We start from the raw sequence: 18,686 nt of genomic DNA, 5'->3' as shown, positions 1-18,686 counted from the left end.
TCATTTTCTTTTATAAAACGGTGTCTTGACAATTTTTGCCTTTTTTCGTTTGCCGCGGATATCGATCTCTACTTCTGTCCCAATGGCTGAAAAGTCGGAATCAATCAATGCCAGCCCCAGATTTTTTCCGAGCGTCGGCGACTGTGTTCCCGTTGTCACGGCGCCGATTTCCGCTGATCCCGAATAGACGCCGTAATGGGTGCGCGGAATGGCACGCTCAATCATTTCAATGCCGACAATTTTACGCGGCACTCCTTTTTCTTTTTGAGCGGCCAGGGCGCCTTTACCTATAAAATCGGACTGCTTTCCCAGTTTGACTGCAAAACCGATGCCGGCCTCGAGCGGCGATATCGTCGGGCTCAGCTCCTGTCCGTACAGCGGCAGCCGTGCTTCAAAGCGCAGCGTGTCCCGTGCGCCGAGTCCGCAGGGCAGCAGCCCGTCCTCTTCACCCGATTCTAACAAGGCATCCCAGAGCTGCGGTGCCCGTTCCCACGGACAATACAGTTCAAATCCATCTTCGCCCGTATAGCCCGTTCTTGAAACCAGAGATGAAATCCCGTCCAGGATCACGTTATCCTTGAAATGAAAATGGCGGATCTCCTTCAGATTAAAAGCCGCGATCTTCTGCAATATTTTCTCGGCTTCAGGCCCCTGAATGGCCAGCAGGGCCGTTTTTGCAGATTGATTCGTCAGTTTTGCACCGCCTTCCAGATGACGCGAAAGCCATTCAAAGTCTTTGTCAATGTTGGCCGCATTGACAACGAGCATAAAAGCTGTCTGCGATAAGCGGTAAACCATCAGATCGTCTACCGTGCCTCCGTCCTCATAGCACATGGCCGTGTATAAAGCGTCGCCCGGCTCGGTCACGGACACATCGTTCGTCACCATCCGCTGGAGAAACGTCTCTGCACCCGTTCCATCCAGCCGGAATTCTCCCATGTGCGATACATCAAACAAACCCGCCTTGGTTCTGACGGCCTGATGCTCCTGTTTGATTCCCGAAATCTGAACGGGAAGCAGGTAGCCTCCGAAATCGATCAGTTTCGCTCCCATCTTTCGATATGTCTCGTAGAGAGGCGTCGTTTTGCTTTCAGACATTTCTTTTTCTTTCCCTCCCGCTTATTTTTTTCAGGGGATAAAACAAAAAAGGACAGAGAAAAATACCGGTGTATTTTTCTCTGTCCTTAGACCTGAAAGTTTATCATCCGAGCAGCCGGCCGGCCGATCAGACGGTATCCCCTTTGGTGGCTTAGATGCACTCTCCAGAGATGCGTCCCGCATGAGTCTTTTTGCCTGAGAGATTCACTGTTGTTTGCTCCTTCGGCGCCGCTTGACAAAGAGTTCAAAAGTTCGGGAAAAGAAGAAAAGTCTTTTTGCTGAAAACGTGCAGACGCCGCGCACAGCGCCGAAGCTGCCGCATCCGGCAAGTGCGGACCGCAGAATCCTTCACAAATCCGCGCTTCCTCCTGCGACGCCCGGAATACCGGCACTGCCTCAAAGCCTCAGGGCCTGCCGGCACCTCGTCTCTGTTCCCCTTTTTGAACACGCTCTTTAGACGTTCTCTCCCCATGCTGTCATCCGCAAGACATTCAATTATTTTTCGTTTATCCCATGATTTTTTGTCTATACTAACAATCATTATCCTACCATTATCACCGACATGAAAGCAATGCTTCCATTCACAAAATTTTAACAATATCGGGTGTAAATATGGAACCTATCATCCATTTTGATCGATCATGGCAAAGTGAATTTTCAAAACGTATTCTTGAAGACGGACCATGGGCCAAAGCGGGTATGTTCACACTGGCCTATCAGGCTGAAAAAGAGCGGCTTATTCCGTCATTTCACGGGCTGATCGCCCCCGGCCGGCTGCCGCACCTCTCCCTTCATCCCCATCAGATCGAGACCGCCAGAATCGTTATTGAAGAAATGCACGGAAAAGCCATACTGGCCGATGAGGTCGGATTGGGGAAAACGATCGAGGCCGGATTGATTATCAAAGAATATATGATCCGCGGGCTCGCCGGAAAAGTGCTTGTTCTGGTTCCTGCTTCTCTTGTCCTTCAGTGGGTTTCGGAATTGAATACTAAATTTTCGATTCCCGCCGTTCCTCAGCGTAAATCCTATGTCTGGAGCCGCTGCGACGTCGTCGTCTCTTCAATCGATACGGCCAAACGCGAACCTCACCGCAGCCTGGTGCTCGAGCAGGATTATGATCTTGTCATTATTGACGAAGCCCATAAATTGAAAAACCATAAAACAAAAAACTACCAGTTTGTCCAGCTGCTTAAGAAGAAATTCTGTCTGCTGCTGACGGCAACGCCGATCCAAAACCGTCTGAATGAAATCTTCTATCTTGTTTCATTATTAAAGCCCGGCTACCTCGGCAATGCAGAGAATTTTACGAAAACGTTCAAATCCGGCCAGCGTGCCGTAAGAAATGAAGCAAGGCTAAAGGCGCTCGTCAATCAGGTGATGGTACGCAACCGCCGGGAAAACACGGGACTGCATTGGCCGAAGCGGATCATCCAGTCTTTCGACATCCCGTTCTCCAGAGAAGAGCAAATTTTCTATCAGTCCCTATCAATGCTGCGAAACAGCGGGATTATTCAAGGCTTTTCTCTGCTGACTCTGCAGCGCGAAGCCTGCAGCAGCAAGGAGGCCGCTTTTATGACACTCAATAAGATCTATCGGAGCGCCGCCGTTCCGGGGTCGGAAGCCGTGTGGCAATCCGTTTTTGAAAAACTCAATGCCGTCAAGCAAAATGCCAAGGCGGAAAAGGCACTGGAACTGATCCGTCAGATCAAGGATAAGGTGATCATTTTTACCGAATATCGGGCAACCCAGCTCTATCTTCAATGGTTTTTAAAACAGCACGGCATTACATCCGTCCCTTTCAGCGGCGGGTTCCGGCGCGGGAAAAAGGACTGGATGCGCACGCTGTTTCAGAATCAAGTACAAGTGCTGATCGCGACCGAAGCGGGCGGAGAAGGCATTAATCTGCAGTTCGCCAGCCATCTGATTAATTATGACCTTCCATGGAATCCGATGCGCATTGAGCAGCGGATCGGCCGCATTCACCGGCTCGGTCAGGAAAGCGATGTACACATTTACAATTTTGCCGTCCGCGGAACCGTCGAAAGCCATATCCTGCATCTGCTTTACGATAAGATTCACTTGTTCGAACAGGTCATCGGCGAGCTGGACGCGATTCTTGCCAGGATCGAACTCCGCGATGTCGACAAACAGGTTCAGCTCATTTTTGAAGAATCCGAATCTGAAGGAGAGCTGCGTGTTAAGCTGGATAACCTGAGCAGTGTGATCAATTCGGAGCAGGAACAGGCCGGAGAGGAGGTCCATCATGCAGCAAGCGGCAATGCTTGAATATCTCGCCCGATTCTTTACCGTGTCCGGCTGTACGCTTTTGCCGGTCCCGGACGACAGCGCTGTTGTTCTGAAAGTCAAACTGACTAAAGAAATGGATAAGCTGCTGATGAACCGGCCTTTTTACTGGCACTATATAGAGCAGATCGGCGGCACTCCCGAAACGGCCACGCTTGTCTTTCGCACAGACGACCGATCGGAAGAAGGAGAGCTGATCTATTTCGGTTCGCCCCGTCTTCATCAGATTTTTGATGCCGCCAAAAAGCTGGCGCCTTATATCCGTTTGTATCAGGACCTCCCGCCGCAGTCTTCTTCCGCCCTTGAGCCCTGGCTGGGAATCAATACAAAAATCAGCTATACGTGCGACCTCAAGAAGGACAGAATATGTTCCATCGGCCTGCAGCTGATTAACGGAACACTGATCGACGGGTTTCAGGACATCCTTGATAAACTGCCGCTTCTAGCCAAATTGCCGGACTATTGCTACACACTGAGTCCCCTGATTAAGATCGAAAGCGGCATCAAAAGAATTGAGACTTTTATCGAGTCCACGCTGAAAAACGAACCCACCGGCTGGGCGGACAGCGCGGGGAAAAGATGGGCGCGCGATCAGGAACTGCTTGATTCTTTTTATGAACAGGAGGATTCAAAGCCCGAGACCTATTTTCAGGAAAAAGAGGCAATCCGGGAACAGTATCAGCCGCGTATTCTCGTTCAATTTATTAATGCCGGCCTTTTTTATTTACATTCATCTACTTTTCTTCCCGGCCCGATCAAAGACCGTTGACGATATGAAAAATCGGAAGCAGGATCGAGGCGAACAGAAAGAGGACAAGCCCACCGACAAAAAGAAGCAGCGCCGGCTGGCAGAACGACAGAAGAAGCCGCGTTTTCTCGTCTATTTTCGTCATGACAAGGCCGCTGTAGCGGCACAGTGAGGCGCCGAGCATTCCGTTAAGCTGCCCCTGATGGATGACAGTGACGAGTTCCGGCATATAGTAACGGGGCTGCGACATAATTTGTTCAAAGTGCCTTCCCTCAAGCAGTTCCTTCTGCAGACGGTCTGCCTCAAACTTAAGAAAGGGGGTTGTCCCTTTTTGCGATAAAGCAGCGACGGACTGGCGGATAGGCAATCCTGAACGAAGCAGGCTGCCGAAATGAAAGGAAAAGACGTGTGTCAGATAAAGCCGGGTATAATGGCCGACCAGGGGCATGTGGATCATGAGCCTTAATTTTCGCTCCATCGTCATTCGCCGAAAATAGATGGTGCCGGCAATCCCTGATAAGAAGAGAAGCGGGAGAATAAACAAGAGATAGTAAATGTGGTTTGCCGAGAAGAGCAATATTTTCGTAATCAGCGGAAGATCAATCGAAAGCGAGCGATACAGCCTGAGAAAATTCGGGAGCAGAAAACGGCCGATGAGAAACATCATAAGCCCGAACACCCATAGCAGCAAAACCGGATAGCGAAGCAGCCGGCGCAAGGTTTCCTTATGCTGCTCGCGCCTGCTCATCATCCGGCCGCTTTCAATCAGTCCCTTTGCCAGATTTCCGCTCTCTTCGGAAAAATATATGAAACTGGAAATTTCCTCCGGAAAGTGCAGATCCGCAAGTGCTTCGTACAAGGTGCGGCCGCCCTCCAATTTTTTGATCATGACCTCGAGATCGTGTTTCACTTGTGCCCGCTGCCGAAAGAGCAGCAGCCTGACCGCCAGGGCCATCGGATAGCCGTCGTTCAGACACTGTCCCAGATGAATCAGCAGTTCGGCCTGCTCTTTTTTAGTCCAGCTTTTTCGGAAAATCATACACCCGTTCACGACCTTTCGAAAGCCCATCCGGAATCCATCCTTTGGCGATTCCTTCCCGGAGGTAGTCCTCTATCGTTTTATAATCGGGACGATGATTATTGCGCGATGTCAGCAAATCGTGCAGCGGCATACCGGCCAGGATTTCGAATAGAGCTGTCCTTTTCGGATGGCTGCGATTCTTACAGCCCGGCCGGCATACGGCACCGCAGGCCGGGCACTGGACACCGACCAGACGTTCGGCAATGACGCCGACCAGCGTTTCTTTCAGATCAAAGCGCGGAATGCCGAGTTCCAGCAGCCGCTGAATCGTCCCCGCGGCGCTGGAAGCGTGAACGGTCGAGAGAACCAGATGTCCCGTCAAGCTTGCCCGTATAGCGATCTTAGCGGTTTCTTCATCACGGATTTCGCCGATCATGACAATGTCGGGATCATGGCGAAGGATCGCTTTAAACCCGTCTGCATAAGTGAATTTTGCTTTTTCATTGATCTCCATCTGCAGGAAAGCCTCATTTTCTTTCTCGATCGGATCTTCGAGCGTAATCACGCGGGCATTATAGCGCTTTTGCAGGGCGGAGAGCATCGTGTAGAGCGTTGTTGTTTTTCCGGAACCGGTCGGCCCGGAAATAAGCATCAGGCCGTTTTCATAGTTCAGCAGCGAAGACAGGCTTGCCGTGACTTCTTTAAAAAGGGATAAATCATCAAGGGTGAGATTTTTTCTTTGCGGCAGCAGCCGGATGACGAGACTTTCGCGGTTCGGGGTCGGTAAAGTGGACGTGCGGAGGGAAACGGGATCATGGTCGATCATGGAAAGCAAGGCACCGCTCTGCGGCAATCTGCGTTCTCCGATATCCATCCCGGAAAGAAACTTAAAATGATTGATAATCCTCTCTGCTTCTTCCCTGGCCAGAATCGCCAGTTCATAAAGATAGCCGTCGATTCTCAGCTCGATCAGCGTATCCTTTTTCCGGGGAATAAAATGGATGTCGGAGGCGTCGGCCCTGTATGCATGCTGCAGCAGTGTCCGGCTTCTTTCTTCGACGTCATTTGTCAGGTCCTGCAAAAATGCACCTTCTTTCTGCCTTATCGGCTATCAATCGGTCTGCGGGAAAAGGCGACCGAATAACTTATTCCATACACGGAAAGCAAATTCCTTCTCGGCCGAGAAAAAAATGTCGGATTCCGGCAAAAAAAAGATGCCCGGACAGGCATCACTGGAAGGATTACGATTTGACAGGCGCCTGATCGTCTGCTTTCTGAAAAACCATTTGCATCAGATCATCCCGATGATAGCCGACAACCAGGCGTTCTCCGTCCGTAAGTATCGGCCTTTTCAGCAGCCTGGGTTCTTCAGAGAGAAGACGAAGCGCCCGGCTCAGGGGAAGATTATCCAGATCAAAATCGAGCTGCTTATACGTTGTGCTTCGGGTAGCGAGAATATCTTCCACTCCTGATTTCGACAACTTAATTAACTCCATCAGCTCGGCAACATTCGGCCGGTTGCGGAAAAGGTGCCGTTCTTCATAACTGACTGCATGATCCCTTAGCCAGCCCTTCGTTTTTCTGCACGATGTACAACTCGGATACGTATAGAAAATCAGCTTTTTCATCAGCTTCCCTCCTCGAAATGATAGAAACAGGCTTGCTTTACGAATTCCCCGATTTTTCTAAAATTAAACACATTTTTCTTCTTTCCTCGTCCTTTTTCTGTGCCCGATGTAAAAGGTTCTCCGATCAGAATGAATTCAGGTTTCCTGACGCAGCCGGACGTATTGACTGCTCCAAAAACCGTTCCTTTATCAGACCGTTTTATCGAATAAAATCCAGCCTGAAAAATCGATCAATTTCTGATCTCGGCAGGCAGTCACACGATATAAATGATAAAATATGATGATCCTTCTTATTCATCCAATCCGGCAAATAGCATTCCGTACCGATTACATGCATAATGATCGTTCCGCTGCCGTTGAAAACGGCACGATGTCTGTTAAAAAAATCTTTCTCAGTTCTGATTATTCACACTTATTTATTTTTTGACCGTTGGTCGATATTCGGTGCTTTGCCGATGATTTCTTGACTGTAACCGTTGATATCGGCCAGCTTACTAACGATAAGGCGTCAGTTATTGATGATAGGAGCAGCTTACCGCTGATTTTCCAACCTATATGAACGATTTCCGTCAGGATTTATCTGAATAGGCGACAGATATCGGCTGTTCAAATGTTAACGTCCGATCACATGGCTCAATAAAACCGGAAGAACGGGCTGCGTTCCGGCCATAGATATGAGTTGAAAGGATACCCATTTTATAAAATTCAATAAAATTTGTAAATCAAACATAACGAAAAGCTCTAAATTTTTTTATGGCAGTAAGTTCATCATGTGCCCAACGTTCAATGAGTGCCGGCCTTTCCATCGAAATTCAAAAATGTACCCTTAAGAACGTTCACTCCGCACTCTCCACATTCAATCGATAGCTAGGTTGGCATATCCCATTTTTCTGATTTTTATTGACGATAATTTTAAAATATTTTTTGTCGGATGGGCTCCATAACATTTTCAATAGATGAATGGAATCCAGATTTAATTTGCGGGCAATTTCGTCAGAATGGAGTGGTTTCTGTTCAGCATTCAAAAGCAAAATGATTTCTCTCAGTTCATTTTGATCATTGCAGGGTGCCAAATCAATCATCTCCTCATAGCGAATATCGCCTGTATTTGCTTAATTTAATGATAACTTTGCATCATTTTAAGGCCCTGAAAAAGGCCTATTTAAGTGATTCAAGTACTTATGATTCAGTCCTTTTTGATTAATCGCTTTAAAAGCTCCGCGAAGCTTTTCATAAAGCCTGTTTTGTTGCCGCCCGCGCGCTGATTTGCTTCTTCCAGTTATAGCTATGCCAGGCCCATCCGCCCGCATTTTAGATTTTCAATATCTTTCCGATAATAACAACAGTGGAGGTGAATATCTTGGACATTGCAGCTTTATCAACTAGCATGAGCCAAGCTTTACTTAGTCAGAATGTCGGAATTGATGTAGCCAAAATGACTTTGGATAATAAGCAACAGAATGCAGCTCAATTAACTAAAATGATACAGGCTTCAGATCCGAATCTAGGTAATTTTATCGACCTAAAAGGATAAATCAGTGAAGAAAATGTATTCTAACAGGATACATTTTCTTTTTTTCCCGGCACCAGAGCGAACATGGTCGCTTTGCGCCGCCGCAGCCAGCCGACAAAACAGGCACTATCATTCATCCATTTGTCCCCTTCATGATCGCCTGTCCGCTCATACAGTGTATTATCACGTGATAAGGAGGTGCTTTTCTTGGGATATGATGGCGGATACAGTGGCGGATACGGAGCCGGCAGCAGCTTTGCTCTAATTGTTGTGCTGTTCATTCTGTTAATTATTGTCGGAGCTTCTTTCGTTTATTAAAAACAAATTGCCGTATCCATTCATGCAAACCTCCTTTAAGGAGCATCCTGGCACCGGATGCTCCTTTTGGTTTGCTTTCCACCTTTTTTCTCTTTCCCCATCTAATTAATTTGCATTTTCACCCGCGCCTGTGCCATCCTGAGGATCGCCGGAATCTCTTTTGCTTTTCTATATAATCCCGTCGCGGTAAGGGCCAAGAAACAATATCTTAATCGATTCTCTTCGCGCAGTCCCCCGCTGAAACATCGCATATTTCATAATCCGGTCCAGTGCTATTCGTTCATAGCTTCCACAAATCAACACTGGCGCATCATAATCATTAATCACGCAATCACAATATCGAAGAGCAGGCTTCTTATCACGCTTCCGCGCCTTGAGATCGTGCTTCGGCGGCGGTTCATGCAGCCGCATCGGGCACTGCCCCTGCATGACGGAGTTGTCCGCCCCGTTCCGGCCGTGATAAAATAAATCAGTCAACATTCATTTTTGCTTATTGAAAAGTCACGGCCGACACTGGGGCTTTTCTATTTGTTTTCCGCACTTTTTTGCAGAATGCGTCACTTTGACCCTTGGCGCCCTTTTATCGGGGGTGAAAAAATACTTGGTTCATCTTCTCTTCACCGCGATTCCCAAAAGTCTTAAATGATCCAGTTGCCATCATCCGATTATGTTCCGCTTTATCTGCAAGCTCTTGGATTCGCTTATACGGCTGCACGAGAAAACAAATCGCAGACGTCCCGGAGCCGCCGAGCGCAGGCAAAAGGATGACTTGTCCAGTTTGGATTTATAAAAGTTAAAAATGTCAATCACGCCATAGACCAAAACTTTATTATCGAATTAAAAAAAGAAAGTGAATATCCCTCAACTCATGTATCCAGTCAGGCCGCGGCGTAAAAACGCTGTTGATTCTTCTGAAAAACGATCGTTTGGCCCGAACGGTGATTTATTCCGCTGAGAAAGGGAATATCCGGCATGGACAGGTGTTACCTGGCGGAAACAGCCGATCTTTTTCTTCGCCCTGCCGCGTACCGCTGTAAATCGTGGTGAAAATCGACAGTAACAGCCAAAAAATCAATGTTAAATGGACCGAAATCAATAAGTGTGAATAATTGGAACATCAAGATTGTACCTGATTGATTTAATTAATCGTGGCAAGCAGTTTATCAGCCGTTATTTTCGGCCTAAACTCTTGGTGGGGCGATACTCTGCCAAAATAGGGCGAATCGAGACCATTTCAGGGCGATCGTTCACTGTTGTAGGGCGATTCATTCTTTTTTCAGGGCGATAAACTCTTGGCGGGGCGATACTCCGCCAAAATAGGGCGAATCGGGACCATTTCGGGGCGATCGTTCGCTGCTGTAGAGCGATTCATTCTTTTTTCAGGGCGATAAACTCTTGACGGGGCGATACTCCGCCAAAATAGGGTGAATCGGGACCATTTCAGGGCGATCGTTCACTGCTGTAGGGCGATTCACTCTTTTTTCAGGGCGATTCACTCTTTTTTCAGGGCGATACTTACCGGCGGACCGGCCGTATGGATTGGATTCCAGTCCTTTATCAACCGTGGCAGGCAGTTGCCATTTGCCAGATCTGGAAGTTTACCGGCCGTTTTCGGGCTCTTTCCGGCCAGATCTGGAAGTTTATCGGCCGTTGCAAAAATTCATGGATCATGGAGCGTTCTCCGTCTTTCAAGAAATGGTTTCAGGAAGAATCGATCATCAATTGACGGAAGGACAACGAGCTAAAGGAATACTCGTAAAAAAGAATACAGTTCAGAGGATTAAAGCAGTCGGAGCTATGATAAATATGTAAGGAGGGAAAAAATAATTTTGAATAACCCGGCTCAAGAGATCTCTTCCCGCCTATCCGTTACCCTTGAAGATGTTGAAGACATAACGAATAGATATTTCGAAGAGGATGAAGCCGACAAGTTTAATCCCGTGGATATTCATCCTATTTTTTTGTTTCCGGACAGGATTTAGACTGGGAGAAATAATTGTGCTTAAGCGAAAGGATTATGACCAAGCGAACCGAATTATTAACATATCAAGAACACATGCAAGTCTGTCTCGGGAGTTTGAGTGAAGCCTGTTTTTGATTTCGACACAATAATCAGAAAAAGATCTTGTTAAAGCGGGGGAACAGAAGTGACGCAAGTGTTTCGCAAAGTAGACGGGTGGCTCGTCCTGATCGTTTGTCTGTCTCTGGTGCTTGACCTCTGGGGCGTCTGGACCATACAAATCGCCAACCCTTATTATACGGCGGCTATTACCAGTATGACCCGGAACTTTCATAATTTTTTCTTTGCCTCTTTTGATCCGGCCGGCTTTGTTACGGTGGACAAGCCGCCCCTGGCGTTCTGGATTCAAACGGTATCTGCTCTTGTCTTCGGCATTCACGGGTGGAGCGTCGTTCTCCCGCAGGCATTGGCCGAGGCGGGATCCGTGCTTCTCATCTATTTTTTGATTAAACCTTCCTTCGGCCGGTTCAGTGCACGTATCGCAGCGCTTCTCCTCGCCACAACCCCTGTGGCCGTCGCCGTTGCCCGGACGAACAATGTCGATTCCATTCTGATTCTCGTCCTCCTGATCGGGACGCTCTTTTTGTTCAAATCTGTTAAAACCAATAAAAACGGCTGGCTTTATGCCTCTTTTGCTATGCTCGGGCTCGGTTTCAATGTGAAAATGCTTCAGGCCTATATTGTCCTTCCGGCTTTTATTCTGTTTTATCTGGTCGCATCCAACGAAAACATGCGAAAAAGGCTGAGCAAGCTGACTGTCGCACTTGTGATTATGGTGCTGATCTCCTTTTCCTGGGCTTTTACTGTTGATCATATATCGAAATATGCCCGTCCCTACGTCGGCAGCAGCATGACGAATTCCGTAGCCGAGCTGGCTTTAGGATACAATGGATCCGAACGCTTTTTAGGCCAGTCGACCGGTCTCGGATCCGCAAAGCCGGCAGCAGCATCAACGCCGGTCAGCCGAATTTTAAGTTTTCCGCGGCTGTTGCGTGTCGGCTACGGAACACAGATCAGCTGGTTTCTTCCCTTTGTTTTTTTCGGTATGCCGGCACTTTATCTGACTCTTAAAGAAAAAGATCATAAAACATGGTTCAAAAGCAAAAAAGGACGGGAAACCGTATTTTGGGCGGCTTCATTCATTCCTGCTTTTATATTTTTTAATCTCGCGGGATTTTTCCACCGTTATTATTTCATTATGCTCGCGCCGTCCATTTCCGCTTTAAGCGGCATCGGATGGAAAACGATGAAGCAGCTTTATGAAGAAAAAAGGAATCGCTCGGCCTGGTTCTTTCCACTGTCCATTCTGACAACCGCGCTCCTGCAGAGCCTGTTCGTCGGGTACTATTTTAAACTGCCGGGAATGCTCATGGCGGCGGCAGGAATCATGATATCGTACGCTCTGTATAAGCGGAAAAAAAGCGGCCGGATCCACAGGCCCGGCCGCTTCCCGATAGCGGCTCTTATCGGGTTTCTTGTCTTCTTTCCGCTTTGCTGGGCTGTGACGCCTATTCTATTCGGCGGCAACAACGCCCTTCCCGAAGCCGGGCCTCAGCTTTCGCTTAAAAAAACGGCAAGCGGCTTATCCAATAACCATATCGACCCCGGATTAATCCGTTACCTGAACAAACATGAGTCCGGAACGACTTACCTGTTTGGAACAACGGATGCGCCGACAGCCGCCCCATACATTATAAAAACGGGAAAGGCCGTCATGGCAATCGGCGGTTACAACGGAACCGACCCGATATTAAGCCCGGGCAGGCTGACCCAGCTCGTCAAAAAAGGACAGATTCATTATTTTTATCTTCCGGCAAACAACAGAGCGCAGCAGACTCCGATCATTAAATGGATCGAGAAGAACGGCCGGCTGATTCCGACCTCAATGTGGGAAGATTCAGCAGTCACCGTGAAAAAGAGCCGCGGCCGGGGACTCGGTTCCAGTACGACAGGCCTGCTCTATCAGCTGGCTCCGGAAAACGCGCCGGACGGCGGAGCGGCGAAGCAGGCGGCTCGTTAAAACCGGTGCCGGCGTTTTTCGGGGCCTGAAAAAAAGACCGAAGTGTCTGTTCTTCGGTCTTTTTTCATAAAATACGCCATCTTTTTTCTGAAATAGCAGGCCCGGATTAATAACCGAGTTTTCGGTTAACGACATTGACAAGCGGCTTCCCGTCCCGGTAATTTCTGAGATTCCGGCTGATCAAAGCAGCCAGTTTTTCCAGCCTTTCCGGAGAAAGGCCGAGAGAGTGGGACGTAATCACGATGTTCGGCAGATCCCATAATTCACTCGTTTTCGGCAGAGGTTCTTCATAAGTGACGTCAAGGCCCGCGCCCCCGAGCCTCCCGTTTCTGAGCGCAAGAGCCAGGGCCCGTTCATCGACTGTCTGTCCCCTGCCTACATTAATAAAAAAGGCACCCGGCTTCATGCAGGAAAGCCGTTCGGAATCAAACAGCCCTTCCGTTTCATCCGTCTGAGGGAGCACATTAACAACAAAATCACTCTTGCCCAACACCTGATTCATCTCATCCATTCCATAAAGCGCGTCGACAAAATCCGGTTTGTCATGAACGTGCCGCCTGACTCCGATGACATGCGCTCCGAATGCTTTCAGACGAACAGCAGCTTCCGAACCGATGTCGCCAAGTCCGATGATTCCCACCGTCGCCCCCTCGATCAGAACAGGGCGTTCGTACGGCTGCCAGATATGTTTCGCCGTCTGGCCTATATGTACAGGCAGTCCTCTGGCAAAGGCAAGAATTAATGCAAGAATATGTTCGGCACCCGATACACCATAGACACCGCTGGCATTCGTTATCACCACATGATCCGCCAGCAGCGGATGATCCGAATAATGATTCGCTCCCGCGCTCGGCAGCTGCAGCCAATGCAGATTGGGCATAACCCGGAGCATTTTGTCGCTCGGCCAGCCGATGAAAACATCGGGGTCGGCCAGCCGGCCTAACTCACCGTCGCCGTTTACTTCAACGAAATGAAAAACATCTGTGAATTCTTCTTTTATTTTCTCCCTTAAAGAATCCGGCAGATTAAATTTCTCATCGATTCCGAATACGACCTCTTTTTTGGCCATTGTTTGTTCTCCCTTCGCCTCGTTTTCCCGCTTGATTTCTTTTAAAACTCCTGTTCCTCGCGGCATTTCTTTGGTTTCCCGCTTCATTATAGAATATTTCACCGTTTCTAATCTATTAAAACGGACTCTTAAAAAGGAATTCGTGCCGCGGAGCGCTAAAAAGTTAAAAAAAAGGCGCCTGGCGGCGTCATAAACGTTTTTTCAAATCAACCCATCTAATAATAAGTTTCGGCAGATCTCTGAAAATACCGCTGTTAGATGAAGAAGCGGCGGAGGACAATCAATCTTCAAGCGTTGACAGGTCTCCTGTCGGCAAATTAAGTTCCCAGGCTTTCAGTACGCGGCGCATGATCTTCCCGCTGCGCGTTTTCGGCAGCTTATCCTTGAAGGCAATCTGCCTCGGCGCAGCATGGGCGGCCAGGCCGTTTTTTACAAAATGATAGATATCTTCTTTCAATTTTTCATTCGCTTCGAATCCTTCTCTCAAGGAGATAAAGGCCTTAATGATTTCGCCGCGGATCGGATCGGGGATACCAATCACTCCGGCCTCGGAAACTGCCGGATGTTCGACCAGCTTGCTTTCAACTTCAAAAGGACCGATCCGCTCCCCGCTCGTCATAATTACATCATCCACTCTTCCCTGGAACCAGAAGTAGCCGTCTTCATCCATATAGGCAGAGTCTCCGGATACATACCATCCGTTTGCCGTGAAATAGGAATCATATTTTTCCGGATTATTCCAGATCGCCCGCATCATGGACGGCCACCCTTTTTTGATCGCCAGATTGCCCATTGTATTCGGAGGAAGCTCCCGGCCGTTATCGTCGATGATGGCGGCAATAACCCCCGGAATCGGTTTTCCCATCGATCCGGCCTTGATATCGAGCGACGGATAATTGCAGATCAGCTGAGCCCCCGTTTCCGTCATCCACCACGTGTCATGAATCCGCTTTTTGTAGACTTCCCAACCCCATTTTACAACCTCCGGATTGAGCGGTTCCCCGACACTCAAAATATGGCGCAGACTCGACAGATCATGTTTTTCCGCCAAATCTTTTCCGGCGCTCATCAGCATGCGGAAGGCTGTCGGCGCACTGTACCAGACCGTCACTTTGTACTTCTCAATGGTTTGATACCAGTCCTCCGGGCTGAAGCGGCCGCCGCGGATGACATTGGTCGCTCCGTTCAGCCACGGCGCGAATACACCGTAGGATGTCCCGGTCACCCAGCCGGGATCGGCCGTGCACCAGTAAATATCGTCCTCCTTGAGATCGAGCACCCACCGGCCGGTCTGCGCATGCTGAACCATCGCCTGATGGACATGCAGGACGCCTTTCGGTTTTCCCGTCGATCCGGAAGTATAGTGCAGAATCAGACCGTCTTCCTTATCCATCCATTCAATGGAAAAAGGCTCATTTACACGGACCATGGCCTTGTTAAAATCAATAAAGTAGCCGTCTTCCTTGATTGAGTCGCCGAACAGGACAATGTGTTTAAGATGGGGAAGGGCTTTGTAGGGAACCCGGCTCAGAAGTTCCGGTGTCGTGCAGAGCACCTTCGCCTCACTGTCCTCAAGACGGTCTTTAACCGCCGCCTCCATGAATGCTTCGAACAGCGGACCGACAATCGCACCGGCTTTAATTGTTCCTAAAAACAGTTCATAGAGTTCCGGCGACCTCGGCATAAAAATAAAAACACGATCCCCTTTGTTGACTTCCGCTTCCTGTTTTAGAACAGCGGCGGCCTGATCGCTCAGAAGCTTCATTTCCGAAAAAGTAAAAGATTCATCCCTGTCCTGATCTGAATAATAAAGCGCAATTTTATCACCCTTGCCGTCCTCAACGTGCCGATCAATAGCTTCATAGGCAGCATTGATTTTTCCGGTCTTATACCAGCTGAAAAAAGTCTCCGCCTGGCGCCAGTCAAAAGTCTCCCGCAGCTTTTCAACATCATCAAGGACATGTGTTCCGTGGTCGGCCGGTAAGACAAAATGATCTAACATCTAGTTACCTCCAGTCGATATAATTGTCACAGAATTGTCACATTAAGCGCTTTCATCATTATACGATGGAATGTTCTTTTTATCAAAAAGAACGACTCAACGCGTCCGCCCATTTCGGGCACAGTCTTTCAAAAACCTGTTTAAAATTGACATAATTTATGAATCCGTATACAATTAATTCACTTAAATTAACAACCTAATCTTACTTGGTATTACATAGTCAGCTAGTTTGCATAGATAAGGAGAGAGGTTTGACGATGCCACTACAGTTCGTACAAAGAATTGCCCCGCAGGAATATGTCTCGGAAATAAATGCCTATGATCGGTTGGCTGACGGATTGAGGGCCCGTTTTATCAAACGCGTCCTTTTTCTGCACGGCACAAAGGCGCTGCAGAAAGCACGCCGCTATTTGCCCGATCTGTCAGAAGCGGGCATTGCAACGGTCGATGTACCGTTCGGGGGAGAATGTTCAAAAAACGAAATCAGCCGGGTAATCGGCATCATGAAAGAAGAACGGGTCGACGGGATCATCGGACTGGGCGGCGGAAAGGTCCTGGACACTGCTAAGGCTGCAGGCTATAAGGCCGGCTCGTTTCCCGTGATTCTCCTGCCGACCATGGCCAGCAATTGTGCGGCATGGTCTCCTCTGAGCGTCCTGTACACGGACAGCGGCGCCTCAATCGGCCATGAAATTTACCCCCATTCGTCAAGTCTCGTACTTGTCGAACCAAGAGTGATTCTCGATTCGCCGCTTGATTACTTTATCGCCGGCGTTGCCGATACCCTCGCAAAATGGTATGAATCGGATTTTCTGCTGACACACACAGCTAAAAATCGGCTGGCTCTGAGACTTTCCCGGGAAGCTGCCCGGCTGTGCCGCGATATCCCTTTGAAATTTGCCGAACAAGCGATCGATGACATGAAGAACGGCCGGCTGTCCGATGAATGGATCAACGTCATGGAAACAAACATAATGGCAGGCGGGCTGGTCGGAGGTTTCGGCGATGAATACGGCCGTGCAACGGCAGCTCACTCGATTCACGATGCCATCACGGCACGCCCGGAAACGCATCAGTTCCTGCACGGAATCAAGGTTGCTTACGGGATCATGGTTCAGCTGGTCATCGAAAATAAATGGGATGAAATGGAACGCCTTCTTCCCTTTTACAAATCTTTCAACCTTCCGATTTCACTAGCAGATCTCAATCTGGATTCGCTTTCACAAAGCGAGCTGCGGGTGATTGCAGACGAGACAGTCAGGCCAAAGGCCCTGATCCATCTTCATCCGCTGAACATCACTGCTCAGAATGTGCTGGATGCGATACTTCAACTTGAAGACTGGGCGGGAAAAAATCATTACAAAATCAGAGATTTATCCAATTAAGGAGCGCTTACAAAGAATTATGATCCGGGCGAATGTGAAATGCCCGGACCACAGTAAGCGGCTGTATTTTATGAAATGAAGGGGCATCGCGCCGTCGGAGATCGATCGGTGAGATGCCCCTGTGATTATCCCATCAAGATCCGGGGTCCCTCTGCACTGTCCTCCAGCCTCTCTTCAGATTTATCGAATCGTTCTGCCGTAAAAACATGAATAACACCGGGTGTGGAAGTCCTGTATGACTTTACGTGCTTGGCGGCTGGCTTCTAAAATAGAATGCACCGGAAAGCGAATGCTTTCCGATGCATTTTTACCAGACGGATCCCGCTATTGAGCGGCTCTTTTCTTAACCAAGCGGGAACCAGCCCGAAGGTTGAGTGATGATCTTCCAAAGACGATCGGGTACAACCAGTTCCTTTTGACGCGACGCAGAAAGGGTCACATCGATCTTATCAATCTGCTGATCGCGGACTTTCTGCGTCCAATCCGGATCCATGATGGCTTCGCGGCCGAGGGCTATGATATCGGCACCGTCCTTCAGACCGTTCACCGCTTCTTCGGGCAAATGAATGCCTCCGACCGCGACCAGCGGAACACGGCCGTGAATGTGCTCCGCCAATTCATGAACAATCGTTTCACTGCCCGCTTCACTGCCGTGCGGCGTTGTTTTGATATCCTGCTGCGAAGCATGAAGATAATGAACGCCCCGTTCGATCAGCCCGTCGACCAAATGCAGCGTGTCATCGACACTGTATCCGTAGGCACGATGAATTTCTTCAGGTGAGAAGCGATAGCCGACAATAAACGAATCGTCAGCGTATTTTTTGACGACCGACTGCACTTCTTCAAGAACGGCGAAAGGAAAACGGAGCCGTTTATCGAGCGTTCCGCCCCATTCATCGCTGCGCTGGTTAAAGTGTGCGGATACAAATTGCTGAATCAGATAATGATTCGCTCCATGAATCTCTATTCCGTCAAAACCGGCTCTGATGGCTTGTCTTGCGGCAAAACCGAATTCTTTGATAATCGTCTCGATTTGTTCCTCCGACAAGGCAACCGGTACTTCTTCAGGTTTTGAGAAGGACGGCACCGCACTCGCACTGACTGTCTGATCAAAGATGACAAGATTTTTATCCGCCTCGCTGCCGCCGTGCTGAATCTGCAGAATCGCTTTGCTTCCTCCGGATTTCATTGCTTCCGCCAGTTTTTTCAATCTCGGAAGCACGGCATCGTCGAAAGCAATAAACTGATGATCAAAGGCAAGCCCTGTCGGCGACACGGCAATGCAGGCCGAAACAAACAAAGAGGCCAGCGCCGCACGGCGTTTATAGTAGGCCAGCTCCTGGTCGGAAACGGTACCGTTCAGATTGCCCGACCAGGTCGTCATCGGTGCGATCGCGATCCGATTGGAAAGATGCACACCATTGGGCAGATCAAGCGGCTGAAATAATTCATTGTAAGATGACATCAATAACATTCCCTCTTCCCGAAGATGATCGATAGAAAAACTGCTCAAAGATTATTATAGATGAATCATCCACTCGGTAACAACGATATGCC

Annotated in this window: 15 protein-coding genes and 1 riboswitch; of the genes, 7 read left to right on the top strand and 8 right to left on the bottom strand. The window is 48.7% G+C overall.

Translation table 11 applies throughout. The annotated features are described in order from the left end of the window. Entirely contained in the window at positions 1 to 1,098 is a 1,098-nt protein-coding gene (gene gcvT / locus Q6A92_RS01310) for a glycine cleavage system aminomethyltransferase GcvT (RefSeq protein WP_332236793.1), read from the bottom strand. A 173-nt stretch (positions 1,099 to 1,271) separates the two neighbouring features. Beyond that, a riboswitch (glycine riboswitch) is annotated at positions 1,272 to 1,354 on the bottom strand. A 356-nt stretch (positions 1,355 to 1,710) separates the two neighbouring features. Here gcvT and Q6A92_RS01305 point away from each other — a divergent pair. Continuing rightward, positions 1,711 to 3,387, top strand: a complete 1,677-nt coding sequence (locus Q6A92_RS01305) for a DEAD/DEAH box helicase (protein WP_274400316.1) — start codon at positions 1,711 to 1,713, stop codon at positions 3,385 to 3,387. After that, entirely contained in the window at positions 3,365 to 4,174 is an 810-nt protein-coding gene (locus Q6A92_RS01300; RefSeq protein WP_332236792.1) for a YqhG family protein, read from the top strand. The genes Q6A92_RS01305 and Q6A92_RS01300 overlap by 23 nt, the downstream gene beginning before the upstream one ends. Here Q6A92_RS01300 and comGB read toward each other — a convergent pair. From comGB to Q6A92_RS01285, 3 genes are all read right to left on the bottom strand, one after another. Further along, positions 4,161 to 5,222 (bottom strand): competence type IV pilus assembly protein ComGB, encoded by a 1,062-nt coding sequence (comGB, locus tag Q6A92_RS01295; RefSeq protein WP_332236791.1) that lies wholly within the window; start codon positions 5,220 to 5,222, stop codon positions 4,161 to 4,163. The genes Q6A92_RS01300 and comGB overlap by 14 nt on opposite strands. Then, positions 5,167 to 6,246 carry a competence type IV pilus ATPase ComGA gene (comGA, locus tag Q6A92_RS01290; protein ID WP_332236810.1) on the bottom strand — a complete coding sequence of 360 codons (1,080 nt, stop codon included), beginning with the start codon at positions 6,244 to 6,246 and terminating at the stop codon, positions 5,167 to 5,169. Before comGA ends, comGB begins: the two co-directional genes overlap by 56 nt. A gap of 169 nt (positions 6,247 to 6,415) precedes the next feature. Continuing rightward, a complete protein-coding gene (locus tag Q6A92_RS01285) occupies positions 6,416 to 6,802 on the bottom strand; it encodes a Spx/MgsR family RNA polymerase-binding regulatory protein (RefSeq protein ID WP_274400232.1) in 387 nt (128 codons plus the stop codon). 1,360 nt (positions 6,803 to 8,162) lie between these two features. Between Q6A92_RS01285 and Q6A92_RS01280 the strand changes: the two genes are divergently transcribed. After that, entirely contained in the window at positions 8,163 to 8,336 is a 174-nt protein-coding gene (locus Q6A92_RS01280; protein WP_332236790.1) for a YjfB family protein, read from the top strand. 177 nt (positions 8,337 to 8,513) lie between these two features. After that, positions 8,514 to 8,633 carry a YjcZ family sporulation protein gene (locus Q6A92_RS01275; RefSeq protein WP_443029666.1) on the top strand — a complete coding sequence of 40 codons (120 nt, stop codon included), beginning with the start codon at positions 8,514 to 8,516 and terminating at the stop codon, positions 8,631 to 8,633. Positions 8,634 to 8,801: 168 nt separating this feature from the next. Here Q6A92_RS01275 and Q6A92_RS01270 read toward each other — a convergent pair whose 3' ends face one another. Further along, positions 8,802 to 9,113 (bottom strand): hypothetical protein, encoded by a 312-nt coding sequence (locus Q6A92_RS01270; protein WP_332236789.1) that lies wholly within the window; start codon positions 9,111 to 9,113, stop codon positions 8,802 to 8,804. Positions 9,114 to 10,167: 1,054 nt separating this feature from the next. Between Q6A92_RS01270 and Q6A92_RS01265 the strand changes: the two genes are divergently transcribed. Further along, positions 10,168 to 10,359 (top strand): hypothetical protein, encoded by a 192-nt coding sequence (locus tag Q6A92_RS01265; RefSeq protein WP_332236788.1) that lies wholly within the window; start codon positions 10,168 to 10,170, stop codon positions 10,357 to 10,359. 421 nt (positions 10,360 to 10,780) lie between these two features. Continuing rightward, positions 10,781 to 12,673 (top strand): glycosyltransferase family 39 protein, encoded by a 1,893-nt coding sequence (locus Q6A92_RS01260; RefSeq protein ID WP_332236787.1) that lies wholly within the window; start codon positions 10,781 to 10,783, stop codon positions 12,671 to 12,673. 106 nt (positions 12,674 to 12,779) lie between these two features. Here Q6A92_RS01260 and Q6A92_RS01255 read toward each other — a convergent pair whose 3' ends face one another. Both Q6A92_RS01255 and acsA read right to left on the bottom strand, forming a co-directional pair. Beyond that, entirely contained in the window at positions 12,780 to 13,742 is a 963-nt protein-coding gene (locus tag Q6A92_RS01255; protein ID WP_332236786.1) for a D-2-hydroxyacid dehydrogenase, read from the bottom strand. A gap of 280 nt (positions 13,743 to 14,022) precedes the next feature. Continuing rightward, the gene (gene acsA / locus Q6A92_RS01250) at positions 14,023 to 15,744 is read right to left on the bottom strand and encodes an acetate--CoA ligase (RefSeq protein WP_332236785.1); all 1,722 of its coding nucleotides are present in this window, start codon (positions 15,742 to 15,744) and stop codon (positions 14,023 to 14,025) included. 257 nt (positions 15,745 to 16,001) lie between these two features. Between acsA and Q6A92_RS01245 the strand changes: the two genes are divergently transcribed. Next, entirely contained in the window at positions 16,002 to 17,129 is a 1,128-nt protein-coding gene (locus tag Q6A92_RS01245; protein ID WP_274400222.1) for an iron-containing alcohol dehydrogenase family protein, read from the top strand. A gap of 343 nt (positions 17,130 to 17,472) precedes the next feature. Here the strand turns inward: Q6A92_RS01245 and Q6A92_RS01240 are convergent, their stop codons facing one another. Beyond that, entirely contained in the window at positions 17,473 to 18,594 is a 1,122-nt protein-coding gene (locus Q6A92_RS01240) for an NADH-dependent flavin oxidoreductase (RefSeq protein WP_274400221.1), read from the bottom strand. Positions 18,595 to 18,686: the final 92 nt, after the last annotated feature.

The organism is Sporolactobacillus sp. KGMB 08714, from assembly GCF_036598985.1.
In the GTDB taxonomy this organism is placed as follows: Bacteria; Bacillota; Bacilli; order Bacillales; family Sporolactobacillaceae; genus Sporolactobacillus.
Note: the sequence above shows the minus strand (reverse complement) of the source record. Positions and strands in the feature narration are given on the sequence as shown.

Coding starts and splice junctions, on each gene's coding strand:
- gcvT (WP_332236793.1), bottom strand. CDS start 1,098: ATGTCTGAAAGCAAAACGACGCCTCTCTACGAGACATATCGAAAGATG.
- Q6A92_RS01305 (WP_274400316.1), top strand. CDS start 1,711: ATGGAACCTATCATCCATTTTGATCGATCATGGCAAAGTGAATTTTCA.
- Q6A92_RS01300 (WP_332236792.1), top strand. CDS start 3,365: ATGCAGCAAGCGGCAATGCTTGAATATCTCGCCCGATTCTTTACCGTG.
- comGB (WP_332236791.1), bottom strand. CDS start 5,222: ATGGGCTTTCGAAAGGTCGTGAACGGGTGTATGATTTTCCGAAAAAGC.
- Q6A92_RS01285 (WP_274400232.1), bottom strand. CDS start 6,802: ATGAAAAAGCTGATTTTCTATACGTATCCGAGTTGTACATCGTGCAGA.
- Q6A92_RS01270 (WP_332236789.1), bottom strand. CDS start 9,113: ATGTTGACTGATTTATTTTATCACGGCCGGAACGGGGCGGACAACTCC.
- Q6A92_RS01265 (WP_332236788.1), top strand. CDS start 10,168: ATGGATTGGATTCCAGTCCTTTATCAACCGTGGCAGGCAGTTGCCATT.
- Q6A92_RS01255 (WP_332236786.1), bottom strand. CDS start 13,742: ATGGCCAAAAAAGAGGTCGTATTCGGAATCGATGAGAAATTTAATCTG.
- acsA (WP_332236785.1), bottom strand. CDS start 15,744: ATGTTAGATCATTTTGTCTTACCGGCCGACCACGGAACACATGTCCTT.
- Q6A92_RS01245 (WP_274400222.1), top strand. CDS start 16,002: ATGCCACTACAGTTCGTACAAAGAATTGCCCCGCAGGAATATGTCTCG.
- Q6A92_RS01240 (WP_274400221.1), bottom strand. CDS start 18,594: ATGTCATCTTACAATGAATTATTTCAGCCGCTTGATCTGCCCAATGGT.